This is a genomic window from Pseudomonas rustica (assembly GCF_049959085.1).
Taxonomy (GTDB): domain Bacteria; phylum Pseudomonadota; class Gammaproteobacteria; order Pseudomonadales; family Pseudomonadaceae; genus Aquipseudomonas; species Aquipseudomonas rustica.
Window position 1 is genome coordinate 4685173 of the sequence record NZ_CP188200.1, and the last position, 15653, is coordinate 4700825.

General features: G+C 60.7%; 11 protein-coding genes, 1 tRNA gene and 1 pseudogene. 3 read left to right on the top strand and 10 right to left on the bottom strand.

Translation table 11 applies throughout. The annotated features are described in order from the left end of the window. Positions 1–93: 93 nt before the first annotated feature. From ACP3TY_RS21420 to ptsP, 3 genes are read right to left on the bottom strand one after another with little or no spacing between them, the layout of a single operon-like run. The gene (locus ACP3TY_RS21420) at positions 94–1827 is read right to left on the bottom strand and encodes a PTS fructose-like transporter subunit IIB (RefSeq protein WP_212544093.1); all 1734 of its coding nucleotides are present in this window, start codon (positions 1825–1827) and stop codon (positions 94–96) included. A gap of 11 nt (positions 1828–1838) precedes the next feature. Then, a complete protein-coding gene (gene pfkB, locus ACP3TY_RS21425) occupies positions 1839–2780 on the bottom strand; it encodes a 1-phosphofructokinase (RefSeq protein WP_426618432.1) in 942 nt (313 codons plus the stop codon). Then, entirely contained in the window at positions 2780–5641 is a 2862-nt protein-coding gene (gene ptsP, locus ACP3TY_RS21430) for a phosphoenolpyruvate--protein phosphotransferase (protein WP_426618433.1), read from the bottom strand. Before ptsP ends, pfkB begins: the two co-directional genes overlap by 1 nt. 305 nt (positions 5642–5946) lie before the next feature. On the opposite strand from ptsP, the gene cra reads away from it, so the two are divergent. Both cra and ACP3TY_RS21440 read left to right on the top strand, forming a co-directional pair. Next, the gene (gene cra, locus ACP3TY_RS21435; RefSeq protein WP_212544096.1) at positions 5947–6942 is read left to right on the top strand and encodes a catabolite repressor/activator; all 996 of its coding nucleotides are present in this window, start codon (positions 5947–5949) and stop codon (positions 6940–6942) included. Between the two features lie 3 nt (positions 6943–6945). Further along, positions 6946–7722 carry a TatD family hydrolase gene (locus ACP3TY_RS21440; protein WP_426618434.1) on the top strand — a complete coding sequence of 259 codons (777 nt, stop codon included), beginning with the start codon at positions 6946–6948 and terminating at the stop codon, positions 7720–7722. Between the two features lie 116 nt (positions 7723–7838). Here ACP3TY_RS21440 and ACP3TY_RS21445 read toward each other — a convergent pair whose 3' ends face one another. The 5 genes and pseudogenes from ACP3TY_RS21445 to ACP3TY_RS21465 form a co-directional block, all read right to left on the bottom strand. Continuing rightward, positions 7839–8768: a methyl-accepting chemotaxis protein gene (locus tag ACP3TY_RS21445; RefSeq protein WP_426620511.1), complete on the bottom strand. Its 930-nt coding sequence runs from the start codon at positions 8766–8768 to the stop codon at positions 7839–7841. Then, positions 8745–9836 (bottom strand): annotated as a pseudogene (locus ACP3TY_RS21450) (methyl-accepting chemotaxis protein); the annotation flags it as partial. The pseudogene ACP3TY_RS21450 and the gene ACP3TY_RS21445, both read right to left, overlap by 24 nt. Before the next feature lie 247 nt (positions 9837–10083). Continuing rightward, positions 10084–10923 (bottom strand): regulatory signaling modulator protein AmpE, encoded by an 840-nt coding sequence (gene ampE / locus ACP3TY_RS21455; RefSeq protein ID WP_053117042.1) that lies wholly within the window; start codon positions 10921–10923, stop codon positions 10084–10086. Continuing rightward, positions 10920–11480, bottom strand: coding sequence for a 1,6-anhydro-N-acetylmuramyl-L-alanine amidase AmpD (gene ampD, locus ACP3TY_RS21460; protein ID WP_053117041.1), 561 nt, complete (start codon positions 11478–11480; stop codon positions 10920–10922). Before ampD ends, ampE begins: the two co-directional genes overlap by 4 nt. A 64-nt stretch (positions 11481–11544) precedes the next feature. Then, positions 11545–13716 (bottom strand): DUF1631 domain-containing protein, encoded by a 2172-nt coding sequence (locus ACP3TY_RS21465; protein WP_426618435.1) that lies wholly within the window; start codon positions 13714–13716, stop codon positions 11545–11547. 375 nt (positions 13717–14091) lie between these two features. Between ACP3TY_RS21465 and nadC the strand changes: the two genes are divergently transcribed. Then, complete coding sequence (gene nadC, locus ACP3TY_RS21470) at positions 14092–14940, top strand: carboxylating nicotinate-nucleotide diphosphorylase (protein ID WP_426618436.1); 849 nt, start codon at positions 14092–14094, stop codon at positions 14938–14940. 88 nt (positions 14941–15028) lie between these two features. Here nadC and ACP3TY_RS21475 read toward each other — a convergent pair whose 3' ends face one another. After that, positions 15029–15328, bottom strand: coding sequence for a DUF6388 family protein (locus ACP3TY_RS21475; protein WP_159812909.1), 300 nt, complete (start codon positions 15326–15328; stop codon positions 15029–15031). 229 nt (positions 15329–15557) lie between these two features. Then, positions 15558–15633: transfer RNA gene (locus tag ACP3TY_RS21480), tRNA-Thr, on the bottom strand. Between the last annotated feature and the right edge of the window lie 20 nt (positions 15634–15653).

The window sequence follows — 15653 nt, forward strand, 5'->3', positions numbered from 1 at the left end:
CTCGCGAAGAGGCCATGTCAGTCGACATCTTCGGTGAATGCCAGACCGCTTTCGCGAGCAAGCTCAGCTCCTACAAAGGTTTCGCGGTGTTAGTTAAGCCTTGGCAGGTTCGAGGGCCAGTTCGACGGCTTCGGGGCGTTTGACTGTGGCGTAGACGACAGCGGTCAACAAACTTCCGGCGACAATCGCCAGCAGATACAACAGCGCATGGTTGATCGCATTCGGAATCGCCAACACAAACAAGCCACCGTGCGGCGCCATCAGTTTGCAGCCGAAATACATCGACAACGCACCGGTCAACGCACCACCGGCAATGCTCGCCGGAATCACCCGCAACGGGTCTTTCGCGGCAAACGGAATCGCCCCTTCAGAGATAAAGCACAGCCCCAATACCAACGCGGCTTTACCCGCCTCGCGTTCGGTCTGCGCGAACTTGCGCCGCGCAATAAACGTGGCAATGCCCAGACCAATCGGCGGCACCATCCCCGCTGCCATCGTTGCCGCCATCGGTGCATAACTCTGCGACGCCAGCAGCCCCACCGAGAACGCGTACGCGGCTTTGTTGATCGGCCCGCCGAGGTCGACGCACATCATGCCGCCAAGCACCACGCCGAGCAGGATCGCGTTGGTGGTGCCCATGCTGTCGAGAAAACTCGTCAGCGCCAACAGCATCCCGGCGACCGGTTTGCCGACCACGTAAATCATCACCAGCCCGGTAAACAGACTGGCAAACAACGGGATGATCAGAATCGGTTTCAGCGCTTCCAGACTCTGCGGCAACGCTACATAACGGCTGATCGCCTTCGCCGCATAACCGGCGATAAAACCGGCGACGATGCCACCGATAAACCCGGCGCCCAACGTACTCGCGAGCAAGCCGCCAATCATTCCCGGCGCCAGGCCCGGACGGTCAGCAATCGAATAAGCGATGTAACCCGCCAGCAGCGGCACCATCAGTTTGAACGCGGTCTCGCCACCGATCTGCATCAGCGCCGCCGCCAGCGTGCCTTCTTCCTTGAACGCGGTGATGCCGAACACGAACGACAGCGCGATCATCAAACCGCCCGCCACCACCATCGGCAGCATGAACGACACGCCGGTCAGCAGGTGTTTATAGACGCCGGTTTTCTCTTGCCTGGCCGGTGCTTTGCCGTCACTCGCCGCGCTTTCCACAGCCCCTTCGGCCAAGGCTTTTTTCAGCGTGGCTTCGGACTGCTTCAACGCGATGCCGGTGCCGCAACGATAGATTTTCTTACCGGCGAAACGCTCGGTGGCGACTTCGATATCCGCCGCCAGCAACACCACATCCGCTTCAGCAATCGCCGCCGCGCTCAACGGGGTTTTCGCGCCCACCGAGCCTTGGGTTTCGACTTGCAGCTCATAGCCCAAACGCTTGGCAGTTTGCTGCAAGGCTTCGGCGGCCATGAAGGTATGAGCAACACCGGTCGGGCACGCGGTGATGGCGACGATGCGCGGCACACGCGACGCATCAGCGACCGGTTCAGCGGCGCTGGCAACGTAGACTGATGCCTCTTCCGCGCCACGCCGCAGCACCGCTTCGACATCCTGTAGCGCCTGTGCCGGGGCAATCTGGAAAACTCGCTTGCCGACAAAACGCGTCATGTCGACCGCCCCCGTGGCGACCAACAAAACCCACTCCGCCGCGGCAATCGTCGCCGCCGACAATTCGCGTTCCGGGTGCGCCGCATCGACCACTTCAACGCTGGTGCTCCAGCCCTGACGCTGCGCCGCCGCATCAAGCAAACGCGCACACAGCACACTGGTGACCATGCCGTTCGGGCAAGCCGTAACAATGGCTAATTTCATGACAAACCCTCTTATTGTTCTGTCAGGGGGCGCACGCGCACGCCCTGTTCGAGCTGCGCCAGTTGCGCACGGTCGTGGATGCCGAAACCGATCTGGGTCACCGCCATCGCCGCAATCGCGGTGGCCGTGCGCAGGGTCTGCTCGGGCGTGTCGGCGCTGAGCAAACCGTGGAGCATGCCGGCCAGCAACGAATCACCGGCACCGACCGTGCTGGCGACGCTGACCTTCGGCGGCGTGGCGTGCAGCGCCGAACCGACGCTGAACCAGTTCACGCCGTCAGCACCGTGGGAGATCACCACGTGCTCGATGCCTTGCGCATGCAAACGCGCCGCTGCCTGCGCTTCCGCCGTGTGCGAAACCACCTCGCAACCGAGCGCATCGGCGAGTTCTTCAGTGTTCGGTTTGATCAGCCATGGACTGGCTTTCAATGCTTCGCGCAACGCTTCGCCGCTGGAATCGAGGGCGACTTTCAAGCCGAGCTGATTGAGCCGTTCGATCAGCTCACGCAACCACTGCGCCGTGACGCCACGCGGCAAACTGCCGGCGACCACCACCGCGTCATGACCCGGTGCAATCTGCCCCAAACGATCAAGCAACGCCTGCTGCGCGGCAGCATCGACCACCGGCCCCGGGCCGTTGATGTCGGTGATGCGGCCGTCCTGTTCAGCGACTTTGATGTTGCTGCGCGTCTCACCCGGCACGCGGATAAATGCGTCGACAAAACCACGCTTGGCGAACAGGGTTTCGAACGCTTGCAGATTGTCTTCGCCGAGAAAGCCACTGACCGTCAGTTGATGACCGAGGTCGGCGAGCACCTGCGCGACGTTCACGCCTTTGCCGGCGGCATGGGTGTGCATCTCGTCGCTGCGGTTGACCTGACCGGCGTCCAGCCGTGGCAGTTCGACGGTAAGGTCGAGCGCCGGGTTGAGGGTCAGGGTAAGAATCTTGGCCATTACAGGGCCTCCACTAATGCGCGCACTTCGTTGGCGCTGCCCACGGCCAGGGCCTGTTGAGCAAGGGTTTGCGCCTGCGTCAGGCTGAGTTCACGGATGCGCGCCTTCACTTCAGCAATGCTGCGCCCGGACACGCTGAGCTCATCGACACCGAGACCAACCAGCACCGGCACCGCCAGCGGATCCGCCGCCAACTCACCGCAAACACCGACCCATTTGCCGTGGGCATGGGCCGCGCGCACGGTGATGTCGATCAGTTGCAGCACTGCCGGGTGCAGGCCGTCCGCCTGCGCCGACAAGGTCGGATGACCACGGTCGATGGCCAGGGTGTATTGCGTGAGGTCGTTGGTGCCAACGCTGAAGAAGTCGACTTCCTTGGCCAGCACCGGCGCCAGCAATGCGGCGGACGGCACTTCGATCATGATCCCCAGTTGCAGATCGGCGACCGGGATTTCCAGACGCAGACGCTCGGTCATGTCGCGGGCCTGACGCCATTCTTCAACGCTGCCGACCATCGGGAACATGATCCGCAACGGACGGTTATCCGCCGACCGCAGCAGGGCGCGCAGTTGCGCTTCCATGATCTGCGGACGTTGCAAGGTCAAGCGAATGCCGCGCACGCCGAGGAACGGATTTTCTTCTTTGGCGATCGGCCAATACGGCAGCGGTTTGTCGCCGCCGACATCCAGCGTGCGAACGACCAGCGGACGCCCGGCGAGGCCGTCGAGCACACGACGATATTCAGCTTCTTGCGTGGCCTCGTCCGGCGCTTGCGAATGGGCCATGAAAATCAGTTCGGTGCGCAGTAGACCGATGCCTTCGGCGCCCTGCTCTACCGCGCTGATTACGCCCGCGCTTTCACCGATGTTGGCAAACACTTCGACCGCGTGACCGTCGGTGGTGTGTGCCGGTTGGTGGCGCTGTTCGGCGGCAATCTTCAAGCGTTGTTCGCGGGTGTCGCGTTCTTCAGTGGCTCGTTGCAGGGTCGCAGCATCGGCGTCGACATGCAGGCGACCGCGTTGACCGTCGAGCAGCAACGGCGTGCCCGGCGCCAGCAACAACACTGCGGCGCCAGCACCGACCAGCGCCGGAATCCCGAGCGCTCGCGCAACGATGGCACTGTGCGCGGTGGCGCCGCCGCGTGCGGTGAGAATCCCCGCCACACGCGCCGGATCCAGCCGCGCGACGTCGGACGGGCCGACCTCGTCCATCACCAGAATGTACGGTTGCTCAGGCTCGCTCGGGGTTTGCACACCACACAGTTGCGCCAGCACGCGGCGGCCGATGTCACGCAGATCCGCCGCGCGCTCGGCGAGCAAGGCGTCTTGCAGCGATTCCTGTTGTTTGGCCGCCGCTTCGATCACCGCCATCCACGCCGCTTCGGCGCTTTCGCCTTGCTTGAGGCGGGTGTCGACTTCGTCGGTGAGTTCCGGGTCGTCGAGCATCTCCTGATGGGTGATGAAGATCTCGCGGATGGCTTTGGCCTTGCTGCGTTCAATCAGACCCTGAATGTCGTTGCGCACATCGCTGAGCGCTTGTTTGAGGCGCTCGCGTTCGATCGCGGCGGACTCGCCCCGCATCGGGTAATCGATGGTTTGTTGTACTTGAATATGCGCCGGGCCGATGGCAATGCCGGGCGCGGCGGGGATGGCTTGCAACTGAGTGCCGGACGCCGGGGCGACCAGCACTTCAGCGATGTCGGCAAAAACTTCACGGTGCTCACTGATGGCGGGCAGCGGCTCGACTTCTTCACCGAGACCTTCCTCGATAGCCGCAAGCAAGGCCGGCAAGGCGTCGCCAGCGATGCTCGGTTCGGCAATCAGCTCAAGCACCTGACCGCGACGGGCGCCGAGGCTGAGCAGTTTGCTCAAACTCTTCACCGATACAGCACTGTCCTGACCGTCGACGATGCGCACACGAATCTCACCATCAAAACGCTTCGCCAGTTGCGCGAGGATCTTCGCCGGACGCGCGTGCAAGCCGTGGGCGTTGGCCAGCGCAATGCGCGCGCTCGGCCAGTCGGCGGGCAATTCACCGCCGAGCACTTCAAGGACTTTGCGGCTGCTGGTGGCGCGGCCCAATTCATGGCCGCGACCTTCGATCAGCAATGCACACAAACGTTCGAGCAGCGCCTGGTGCGCTTCGCCGAGGCTGGCCAGACAGAACAGACCGCTGAGCGGCTGGCCGAGGTAGCGCATCGGTTTGTCCGGCGTGACGAACGCCAGGCCCGGACGCTTCACCGTTTGTTCGCTGTGCAACCACCACAAGCCGTCGCCCAGCGGCAGCGCTTCGACCTGTTGCAGCACCGCCGAGAAACCGTTGCTCACACAATCGGCCTGACGCAGCAAACGCGCGCCTCGCCAGACCAGTTCTTCGAAATCGTCAGCCGACACGCCGAGGCCGATCATCTGTGCATCCAGCGCCAGTTCCTGCGGCGCGCCTTGCAGCAGTTTCAGCAGCGCTTCCGGCGAACTGGCGCGACGCAGGGCCTGGCCCAGATCGGTCTCGCCGAGGGCGCGGGTCAGCAATTGCAGCAGACGCAAATGTTCGTCGGATTTGGCCGCGATGCCGATCGCCAGATAAACGATCTGGCCATCGCCCCAATCCACACCCTCAGGGAATTGCATCAGGCGCACGCCCGTGGCGAACACCTGATCGCGGGTTTCCGGGGTGCCATGGGGGATGGCAATACCTTGACCGAGAAAGGTCGAGCCCTGCGCTTCCCGGGCCTGCAAACCGGCGAGGTAACCGTCGGCGACCAGACCATCCGCCACCAGATGATCGGCCAGCAGTTGCAAGGCAGCGGGTTTATCCACAGCCGATTGGCCCATGGATATCTGCTCTATAGTGAGCTCGAGCATGCAATCTCCTTTTTGACGCTGGATGCGCCAGGTATTGTTTTGAATGGTCACAGCTTAGGCGCTGGATTGCTTCGCTTTTCAGCGGCAGTTTTGGCGGTTTCACGGCAGAACCGGCCAAAGGCGTCTAAAACGTAGAAAATACGCTTGCTGAAACGTTTAATCTAGATTGATCGGCACGTTACTCGATAATGTCCCATCCTTGAAGTCCAACTTGTCGGATGCGTTGCGACAATAGTCGTCTGCCCTAATCGGGTAGGATTGGCGAAAATGTTGCGGCAAGCTCGAAAAAACAAGGAAATCCCGGGTTGAAACTCAGTGATATCGCGCGGTTGGCCGGAGTGTCCGTGACCACCGCCAGCTACGTCATCAACGGCAAGGCCGAACAGCAGCGCATCAGCACCGCCACCGTCGAACGTGTGCGGGCGGTGGTCGATCTGCATGGCTTTACACCCAATCCTCAAGCGGCCGGGCTGCGCAGTCGGCATACGCGCACGCTGGGTTTTATCCTGCCGGATCTGGAAAACCCCAGTTACGCGCGGATCGCCAAGCTGCTGGAGCAAGGTGCGCGAGCGCGCGGCTATCAACTGCTGATCGCCAGCTCGGACGATGCGCCGGACAGCGAGCGCCAGTTGCTGCAACTGTTCCGCGCGCGTCGTTGCGATGCGCTGATCGTCGCCAGTTGCCTGCCGGCCGGTGATGACAGTTATCGGCAGTTGCAGGCCAAGGGCACGCCGATCATCGCCATCGACCGGGTCATGGAGCCGGAGCATTTTTGCTCGGTGATCAGTGACGACCGCGAGGCCAGTCAGCACCTGACGCAAAGCCTGCTCGAACCGCAGCTCAAGCAAATCGTACTGCTCGGTGCGCGGCCTGAGCTGAGTATCAGCCAGGAACGTGCCGCCGGTTTCAAACAAGCCTTGGCCGATTTCAAAGGCGAAGTGCTCGTGGAGCACGCCGAAGCCTTCAGCCGCGAATGTGGCAAGCAATTGATGGAAGAACTCCTGCAACGTCTGGGGCATTTGCCCGACGCGCTGGTGACAACTTCCTACGTGCTGTTGCAGGGCGTGTTCGATGCGCTGCATGACTTCCCGTTGAAATCGCGGCCGCTGCGCCTCGGCACCTTTGGCGACACGCAGTTGCTGGATTTCCTGCCGTTGCCGGTCAACGCCATGGCCCAGCAGCACCAATTGATCGCCGACAAGGCGCTGGAACTGGCGCTCGCTGCCGTCGAGCAATCGGAATACAAGCCCGGCGTGCAGGCCATTGCGCGAACCTTCAAGCAGCGTATTCACCGGGACTGAGCCGTGGAGCTGATCGACAGCCACACCCACCTCGACTTCCCCGACTTCGACGCCGATCGCCCGGCGTTGCTCGCCGAAAGCCGCGCCCTCGGGGTGCGGCGGATGGTGGTGTTGGGCGTGTACGAGGGCAACTGGCAACGGGTGTGGGATCTGGTGCAGAGCGATGCTGATTTGCACGCGGCGTTCGGCTTGCACCCGGTGTATCTCGATCAACATCGTCCTGAAGATTTGACGGCACTCGGTGATTGGCTGACCCGATTAAAGGGTCATCGACAGTTGTGCGCGGTCGGCGAGATCGGTCTGGATTACTTCATCGAAACGCTGGATCGCGAGCGGCAACAGTCGTTGTTCGAAGCACAGCTGCAACTCGCTGCGGATTTTCAATTGCCGGCGCTGATCCATGTGCGGCGCAGCCATGCAGCGGTGATCGCCACGCTCAAGCGCTTCAAGCTCAAACGCGCGGGGATCATCCACGCCTTTGCCGGCAGCCGTGAAGAGGCGCGGGAGTACATCAAACTCGGTTTCAAACTGGGTCTGGGCGGCGCGCCGACGTGGCCGCAGGCGTTGCGTATGCATCGGGTATTGGCGGACTTGCCGCTGGACTCGATCGTGCTGGAAACCGATTCACCGGACATGGCGCCGGCAATGTTTCCCGGTGTCCGCAATACACCGGCGCACTTGCCGGCGATTTGCGCGGCATTGGCTGAATTGATGCAGATCCCCCCACAACAACTCGCCGCCGCGAGCACCGCCAACAGCTGCGAAGTGTTCGGCTGGTAACACATCTCACCCTGTAGGAGCTGTCGAGTGAAACGAGGCTGCGATCTTTTGATCTTTGAAATCAAGAGCAAAAGATCGCAGCGTGCCGCAGCTCCTACAGGGGGTTTGTGTATGGCTCAGACGCGGAAGGCGCTGATCAGTTGTTTTAGCTCGACGACCTGGGCAGACAGCGCGCGACTGGCGTCTTCGGTCTGGTGCGCGCCTTGCGCCGTGCGCTCGCCGGCGCGATTGATCTCGACGATGTTCTGATCAATGTCATGGGCCACCGCCGTTTGCTGCTCCACCGCCGCCGCAATCTGCTGGTTCTGATCGACGATCATGCCCACAGCGCCGAGTATGTTTTCCAAGGCCTGCTGTACCTTTTCCGACTGCCCGACCGTGCCATTGGCCATCTGATGGCTGACGCCCATGGCCTTCACCGCCGCGCCGACACCGCCGTGCAACTTGGCGATCATCTGCTCGATCTCTTCGGTCGATTGCTGAGTGCGTTTGGCCAGCGTGCGTACTTCGTCCGCCACTACCGCAAAACCGCGGCCCTGCTCGCCAGCCCGCGCGGCTTCGATTGCGGCGTTGAGCGCCAGCAAGTTGGTCTGCTCGGCGATGCTTTTGATCACTTCCAATACGCGGCTGATCGACTGGCTGTCGCTCGCCAGTTGATTGATCACCAGCACCGACTGATCAATCTCGCTGGCCAACGCAGCAATGCTGCCCTGCTGCGACTCGACCAATCCACGCCCGCTGAGGGTTTCGTTATTGACGCTGTGGGCGCTGCTCACCGCCGCTGCGGCACTGCGCGCGACTTCCAGCGAGGTCGCCGACATCTGATTCATCGCCGTCGCCACTTGCTCGATCTGCGTGCGTTGCCCCGCGACTGCCTGATTACTCTGCGCCGAGACGTTTTCTACCTGCCCAGCCTGACGCTCGACTTCGCCAACTGTCTGGCCGACACGTTCGATCAGGTCGTGAATCTTCCTCACCGTGCCGTTAAACACTTCGCCCAACTCACCCAACTCATCGCGGCTATTGGCTTTGAAGTTGACCGTCATGTCACCCGCCGCAACCTTGTCCATCATCGCGCCGAGGCGTTTGAGCGTGGTGCGGGTCGAGGCGTAGAAACCACCATAGAGATAGAAAATCAGTACAAACACCACCGACAGCGCCACAGCCTGCAAGATCATGTGCGTGCGGTTATGCGCCAGACGTTGCTGCAATTGGCTGTCGAGAAATTTCAGCGAAGCTTCGTTGAGCGCGTAGGTTTTATCCATCAACGCGGTGACCTGGTCGTAAAACGCCTGCCACGGCGCATCGAGGGTGTCGGCCATCACCACCTGTTCTTCGAACAATTCGCTGGCTTGCTTCAGCGATGCCTTGCTGTTGTCGGCCTCGACGCTGAGGTCGTCCCGCGAGGATTTGCTGGAAGCGAGGGCGTCCTGCAGTTTCAAGCCGTACTCGCCCTGGAGTTTTTCGATCTTCACCAGCAGTTCGTCGAACCGCGTACTGGAGGCACTGTTGAGAAAGCCCTGCGCCAGCGAGTACGAACCGATCGCCCGGCCTTCGCCGAGGGTTTGGGTGACGCCGGGGGTGATCAGGGTGACCAGCTCGCTGAGCTGACGGATATCGCCCTGATTGTCGCGGCTCAAACCAGCCTGGCTGGTGATGATCTGGCTGAAAATCTGCGCACTGGCGAGTAATTTGCCGATCAGCGCACTTTTGCTTTGCAGTGAGCTTTCCACTTGCTGGGCTTTGAACGCGGCAATCATTTCATCGCGTTTGCCGTCGAACACCTTGATCTGCTCGGGATCGTCGGCCATCGCCGTCAGCCCTTGCAGGCGTGTCAGCACGGCTTGTTCGAGGCTGGTGATTTTCGATTCGATGTTGCCCGCCTTGCCAGACTGGCCAAGGGTGACGTTGATCTGCACCAGATTGTTGAGGGTTTCCAGATCCCGGCGCAGGGTCAGGCTGCTGCCCAGCAGATCGAGGCTCTGCAATTCGACGCGGGTGCCTTGGAATTCGCGATAGGAATCGCGCACCAGATAGAAATTGGTCACCAGCATCGGCACCAGGAACAGCACGCTGATCAAGCTGAACTTCATGCCGAAGCTCAGACGGTTCATCAGCGAGACGGCGGGATAGAGCAAGCTCTTCACTGGAAGTCTCCCTTGGTTTTTCTTGTTTTTATTGGCAGGCGCGGGACGACAGCAGATAGCCACTATCCGGCGCCATCACTGTATAGCTCAAATCGGCGGGAGGTTTTGTAACTTAAGGTTAACGAAAAAAAAGATCGCAGCCTGCGGCATCTCCTACAAAAACCAATCTCTGTAGGAGCTGCCGCAGGCTGCGATCTTTTGATCTTTGTTTAAATCAGTGAATCAAGACTGTCCACAGCGCAAACCCGGCATACCACAACACCGCCGCGCGCAGCAGCAGTTCCCACAGACTGTCGAGGGTAGTAATGCCTTCCGGCCCGACCGCAGCGGGCGGGATCTCCCCCGCTGCCAAGCCGACCTTGTTGATCAGTTGCGCAGCGCTGATATTCCAGTTCAGCAACTCATGCAACATCACCCGGCCAACCGCAACGAAATTGCCGACCAAGGCAAAACTCGCCGCCAGCAGTCGCACCGGTACCCAATCAAAGGCATGGCGCAATTGCGCGGCGCGTTCGACCAGCGCCGGGTTCGTGCCGTGTTCTTCAGCCAGCGCCAGCAAGCGATACGCCAACGCCGCCACCGGGCCGAGCACGAAGTACCAGAAGATCACCGCGAAAAAGCTCTGATAGGCCTCCCACAGCAAATGCCCTTGCACGCGATCGAGCAGCTCTTCGCCACTGTCGGCGCAGATATTCAGATCGCGCTTGGCGACATGCGCCGCCGCTTGCAGATCTTCACGGCGCCAGGCATCGCGGAACGGCCCGAGACCGCCGAGCAAATCGCCGCGTCCCAGACTGTAAATCACCACCAGCAGATGTACCGGCAACGCCAGCAGACCGTAAGCCACCGGTTCCAGCACCACCAGCAACAGCGCCAGCAGCGCCACCGGAAACAGCACCAGAATGGTCAGCACCAGCCACGGTTTACCCGCCAGTCGCTCGCTGCTTTCGAGTTTGTTCAGTTCGCGGATCCATCCGCCATCGCGTTGAACCCGATGGCGCAGGGCCGAGAACTTCTCGATCCAGACGGCCAGCAGTAACACCAGAAAACTCATTGTCCTTCCTCTTGTGCCAGGGCTGCGCGGTAACGCGCCCAGTCGAATGCCGGGCCAGGATCGGTCTTACGCCCGGGTGCGATGTCGCTGTGCCCGCAAATACGGGCGCCGGTGATGGCCGGAAATGCTCTTTGCAACTGACGGGTGAGCACGGTCAGCGCTTGATACTGCGCATCGGTGAAGGGCAGATCATCGGTGCCTTCGAGCTCAATGCCCACGGAAAAATCGTTACAGGTTTCGCGACCGTCAAAAATCGACACGCCCGCATGCCACGCCCGTTCCAGACAGGAGACAAACTGGGTGACCTTGCCGTCACGTTCAATCAGAAAATGCGCCGAGACGCGTAGGTCGGCGATCCCTGCAAAGTAGGGATGTTCGGTGACATCCAGACGGTTCTGGAAAAATTCCTGCACCTTGCCGGTGGCGAATTGCGCCGGTGGCAGGCTGATGTTGTGGATGACCAACAGGGAAACTTCGCCCGCCGGGCGTTCATTGAAATTGGGCGATGGGCACACCTGCACCCCGTGACACCACCCGCTAGCGGGATCCAGCTGCATAACGATTCCTTCAGCGCCGACTGTGTTGGCGTCCAGTATGCCGTGATCGGCACCCGGCGCGCGATCACTTGGAACGATTGAGTCGCCGCAGGTTGCCCAGCACCGACTCCAGTGCCCGGTCAAACAGCAAGGTGTCGTCCAGTGTTCGCGCGGCGCCACGCTGGAATTCCACCGCCAGTGCTGCGCGACTGCGCTCGAGGACTTTCATGCCAGTGCGGTCGACAAAGACGTATTTGTCAGTGGCGTCGATGATCGCCGCGAGTTTGCAGCGCAAGCTGTGTTCTTCGTCTTCCTGAAACGCCACCCAACTGCCCAGACGCAATTGATCGACCTGGCGCAGACCGGCGGCATCGTCCGGCAGATGCGTAGAGTTTTTCGCCATTGCGCCCTCATCGGCGGAAGGCAAAACAATCTGCTGCGAAACTTCGATCATCGGATCGGCCTCGCTGGCAGGTTCGAGCACCCTCACGTGCAGGGTTTCGAGCTCGCTGAAAAATTCGCTGGTGGCAAATGGATCGAATGCCGCACGAGTCAGGCCATCTCGCAGCGATTTGAGCAGGCCGGGCACCAAAGCCAACAGACGCAGACCGGATTCCGCGTCGTTGTGACGCTGCACGCTCCAGACCAGTTGTTCCATGGTCTGCACGTCGTCACGCCACTGGGCGGAAGCCTCGCCATGTTTGAGACAGGTCAGCAGCAGCACTTTGCTCCAGGCATCCTCAACAAACGTCACCACTGCCGGCGGCAACACTTTGCCCAACAGCGCTTGATTCAACGCCCGTTCGACCCGGCGCCTAGCCAGCTCGGTTTTCGCCCGGCCCTCTTCGGCATCGCGCAAACGTTGTTCAAGCAGTTCGCTGCGGCGGCGTTCGTCGCTGGTGAACGCGAGGAAGTCCGCCAACAGCTCGGAAAAAATTGCCGGATCGTCGACAAAATCCGTGAGCAGGCGCTGCACCACTTGTTCGATACGCAGATACAGGTTGTCGCGCGCTTCGTTGTCACTATCGCCCCAGCCCATTGCGGCAGCGGCGATTTCATTGAGCAGGCGCCGTGCCGGGTGGCTGCTGCGGCTGAAGAAACTCTTGTCGAGCACCGCCACTTTGAGCATCGGAATCTGCAATCGCGCGATCAGCGCTTTGAGCGAATCCGGCACATTACGGTCATCCAGAATGCATTCGAAGACCATGGCGATCAGGTTGATCACGTCTTCGTCCGCGCCCTCGACAATCCGTGATTTGCCACTTCTGAGGCTGACCCGCGTCAACAACTGTTCAAGCTGATTGCGCAGATCGAAATCGTCCTGCGCCGCGAGTGCCGGCACGTATTGTTGCAAGTGCGAGAGCAGACGCAGCAGGTCGCGGGTGCTGATCGGCTGCGTAGCAGCGCTGGGCTCGAGTGTTGGCGCGACGCTGCCGCGCACTTGCAGTAACAGTTCCTGCAACGCGGCGAAGACTTCTTGCACACCCTCGTCGGCCGGCAGCGGTTCTTCACTGTCTTCGCTGTGCACGTTGGCCATCGCGCGATCAAGCGCACGTCGCGCCGGCGCCGGCTTCAGCTCGGGCAGTACGCCGGTGACGCTGAGCAGTTGGTTGGCTTCGGCATACAACTGCTCGGTGTCGGCGAGGACATAGCGCTCGAACAGTTTGAGCAGGATCAGCTTGACCTTGATCTCCACGCCGAGGTTGCGCCCGGCCTGCAAGAAGTACTCACAGAGCATCGCCGGGGCGAGCGGGTTGTGCTGCGCGTCGAGAGGTTTGCCGAGCAAAACGCTGAGCCGTGCACTGAGTTGATCCAGCGCAAAGCCATCGCGCTTGAGCACCCGGCCAACCATGGTCTCAATCGCCACGCTGCGCTCCATGTCGTCGGTGCGTGGCGCCGACTCGTCGAACATCAGTGCGGGCGGCAAGGCGTTGGGTGAGGCGTCGTATTGAGTGAGGCCGACGAAAGCCTCGAAAAACAGTTCGAGAAAACCACGCTCGATGTTTTTGCGCTTCAGGCGCAGGTCGCGCATGGCTTCGAAAAAGATGTTCTGTTCGACGTCATTGCGTGCGCGATCCGCCATTTCGAAGAGAGTGTCGTCGGCGTTATCGAACAACTCCTGCAAGCCGTGGCGCAGTTGCTGCGCAGCCTTGTCGCGAACCTGAAGCAGAATCACAGGCAGGCGGGCGAGCGGCGAATGGTTCGCCTGATCCGTAGTCCCCTTGTGAAAAGGCACTACTTTCCCGTCGTTGTGCATCCAAGCCTCCTGAAACGGTGATTCAATCGGTCAAGCCAACCCGGATCCCCTGTGGGAGCGAGCCTGCTCGCGAAGGCGGTATGTCAGCCGCAGCAATGTCACTGAAAGAATGCATTCGCGAGCAGGCTCGCTCCCACAATTTCAATCAGGACGTCAAAGCCATGACGTCAAATGCAAGGCGGATTATCTTGCAAAAGGTGTCACCGCCGCTATAGCCGTCAGGGTTTCCCCTATACCTCGCCCCTTGCATTGACCACGTCGGCCGGCCTTTGCTCAAAGAAATTCGACCGGATGCAGTCAACCACGCACGTTCACGCCTTGGGTTGGCTCGCGCCATGCCCCTATAATCGAATCACTTTGTTTGTGGAGCCCGTTATGCCGAATCTACGTCTCGCCGATTTGACCGCCGAAATCGAAGCCAACGTGCGCCGTGCGTTGCTCGAAGACGTCGGCAGCGGCGACATCACCGCGCAACTGATCCCGGCCGAACGTCTGGCCAAAGCCACCATCATCACCCGTGACGACGCCGTCATCTGCGGCACAGCGTGGGTTGATACGGTTTTTCGTCAGCTCGACCCGCGCGTCGCGGTGCATTGGCAAGTAGTAGATGGTCAGCGGGTGAAACCCAATCAGCCGCTTTTTCATCTGGAAGGCCCGGCCCGTTCGCTGCTGACCGGCGAGCGCAGTGCGCTGAACTTCCTGCAACTGCTGTCCGGCGTGGCGACGCGGGCGCAGTACCTTGCGGATTTTGTCGGCGAGACTCAGGTCAAGCTGCTCGACACCCGCAAGACCCTGCCGGGGCTGCGTCTGGCGCAGAAATACGCAGTGACCTGCGGCGGCTGCCACAACCATCGCATCGGCCTTTACGACGCGTTCCTGATCAAGGAAAACCACATCGCTGCCAGCGGCGGAATCCCGCAGGCCATCGCGGCCGCGCACAAGATTGCGCCGGGCAAACCGGTGGAAATCGAAGTGGAAAGTTTGCAAGAGCTGAAAGAAGCGTTGGAAGCCGGCGCCGACATCATCATGCTCGATGAGCTGAGCCTGGGCGACATGCGCGAAGCCGTGCGCCTGAACGGCGGCAAGGCGAAACTGGAGGCCAGCGGTGGCATCAACGAAAGCACGCTGCTGCCAATCGCCGAAACCGGGGTGGATTACATCTCGATCGGCGCGATGACCAAGGATGTCAAAGCGGTCGACCTGTCGATGCGCTTGAGTCTTTAACAGCAGCGGCAAACTGCGAGCTACAAGCTACAAGCCACAGCGCTTTTGCTCCGACTTGTAGCTTGCCGCTTGAGACTCGCTGCTGCTCTTATACGACGAGATTATTCATCTCGCAGTACTCTTCCCAATCGACACCCAGCACTTCCGCCGCCTCTTTGTGCAGCACGAGGCGCTGCGCCTCGAACTCCTCCGGCGTGCTCGTGTACTTGAGCGTCAGTTCCCACGGCTGCAGGCCCTGGGCCTCGGCTTCGTCTTCGAATGCCCACTGAATCTGGTCTTTCTGATCGTCAGGACTCAAGTCCTTGATCTCTTCCAACAGCTGGGGCGCGTCGAGTTTGTATTTCTCCAGCGCTTGTTCGTGACGTTGCTCTTGAGTTAATTCGGTCATGGCGTTCTCGCTGATCGTAAGAATGGAGGATGGATCTGGATCATCAAGGATCTCTCTGACGCGGTTTTTTCCGGCCTTCGGAACCATTCGGGATCATCTGAAAACTGCTAAGCGATGCTCATGCAGGCACCGAATATAGGACGTTTGCATGACGAATTACACGGGTCTTTACATCTCTCTCACAAAAACTTTGACCTGAGGGACATAAATCGAGGGGGCATGAGGGAAATGGTGCCCGAGACAGGAATCGAACCTGCGACCTTCGCGTTACGAGTGCGCTGCTCTACCGGCTGAGCTACACGGGCGGTGGGCCAAACCTAGCACC

Excerpts from the sequence above, each read along its gene's own strand:
- ACP3TY_RS21420 (WP_212544093.1), bottom strand. The coding sequence starts at position 1,827 with ATGAAATTAGCCATTGTTACGGCTTGCCCGAACGGCATGGTCACCAGT.
- pfkB (WP_426618432.1), bottom strand. The coding sequence starts at position 2,780 with ATGGCCAAGATTCTTACCCTGACCCTCAACCCGGCGCTCGACCTTACC.
- ptsP (WP_426618433.1), bottom strand. The coding sequence starts at position 5,641 with ATGCTCGAGCTCACTATAGAGCAGATATCCATGGGCCAATCGGCTGTG.
- ACP3TY_RS21445 (WP_426620511.1), bottom strand. The coding sequence starts at position 8,768 with ATGACGGTCAACTTCAAAGCCAATAGCCGCGATGAGTTGGGTGAGTTG.
- ampE (WP_053117042.1), bottom strand. The coding sequence starts at position 10,923 with ATGAGTTTTCTGGTGTTACTGCTGGCCGTCTGGATCGAGAAGTTCTCG.
- ampD (WP_053117041.1), bottom strand. The coding sequence starts at position 11,480 with ATGCAGCTGGATCCCGCTAGCGGGTGGTGTCACGGGGTGCAGGTGTGC.
- ACP3TY_RS21465 (WP_426618435.1), bottom strand. The coding sequence starts at position 13,716 with ATGCACAACGACGGGAAAGTAGTGCCTTTTCACAAGGGGACTACGGAT.
- nadC (WP_426618436.1), top strand. The coding sequence starts at position 14,092 with ATGCCGAATCTACGTCTCGCCGATTTGACCGCCGAAATCGAAGCCAAC.
- ACP3TY_RS21475 (WP_159812909.1), bottom strand. The coding sequence starts at position 15,328 with ATGACCGAATTAACTCAAGAGCAACGTCACGAACAAGCGCTGGAGAAA.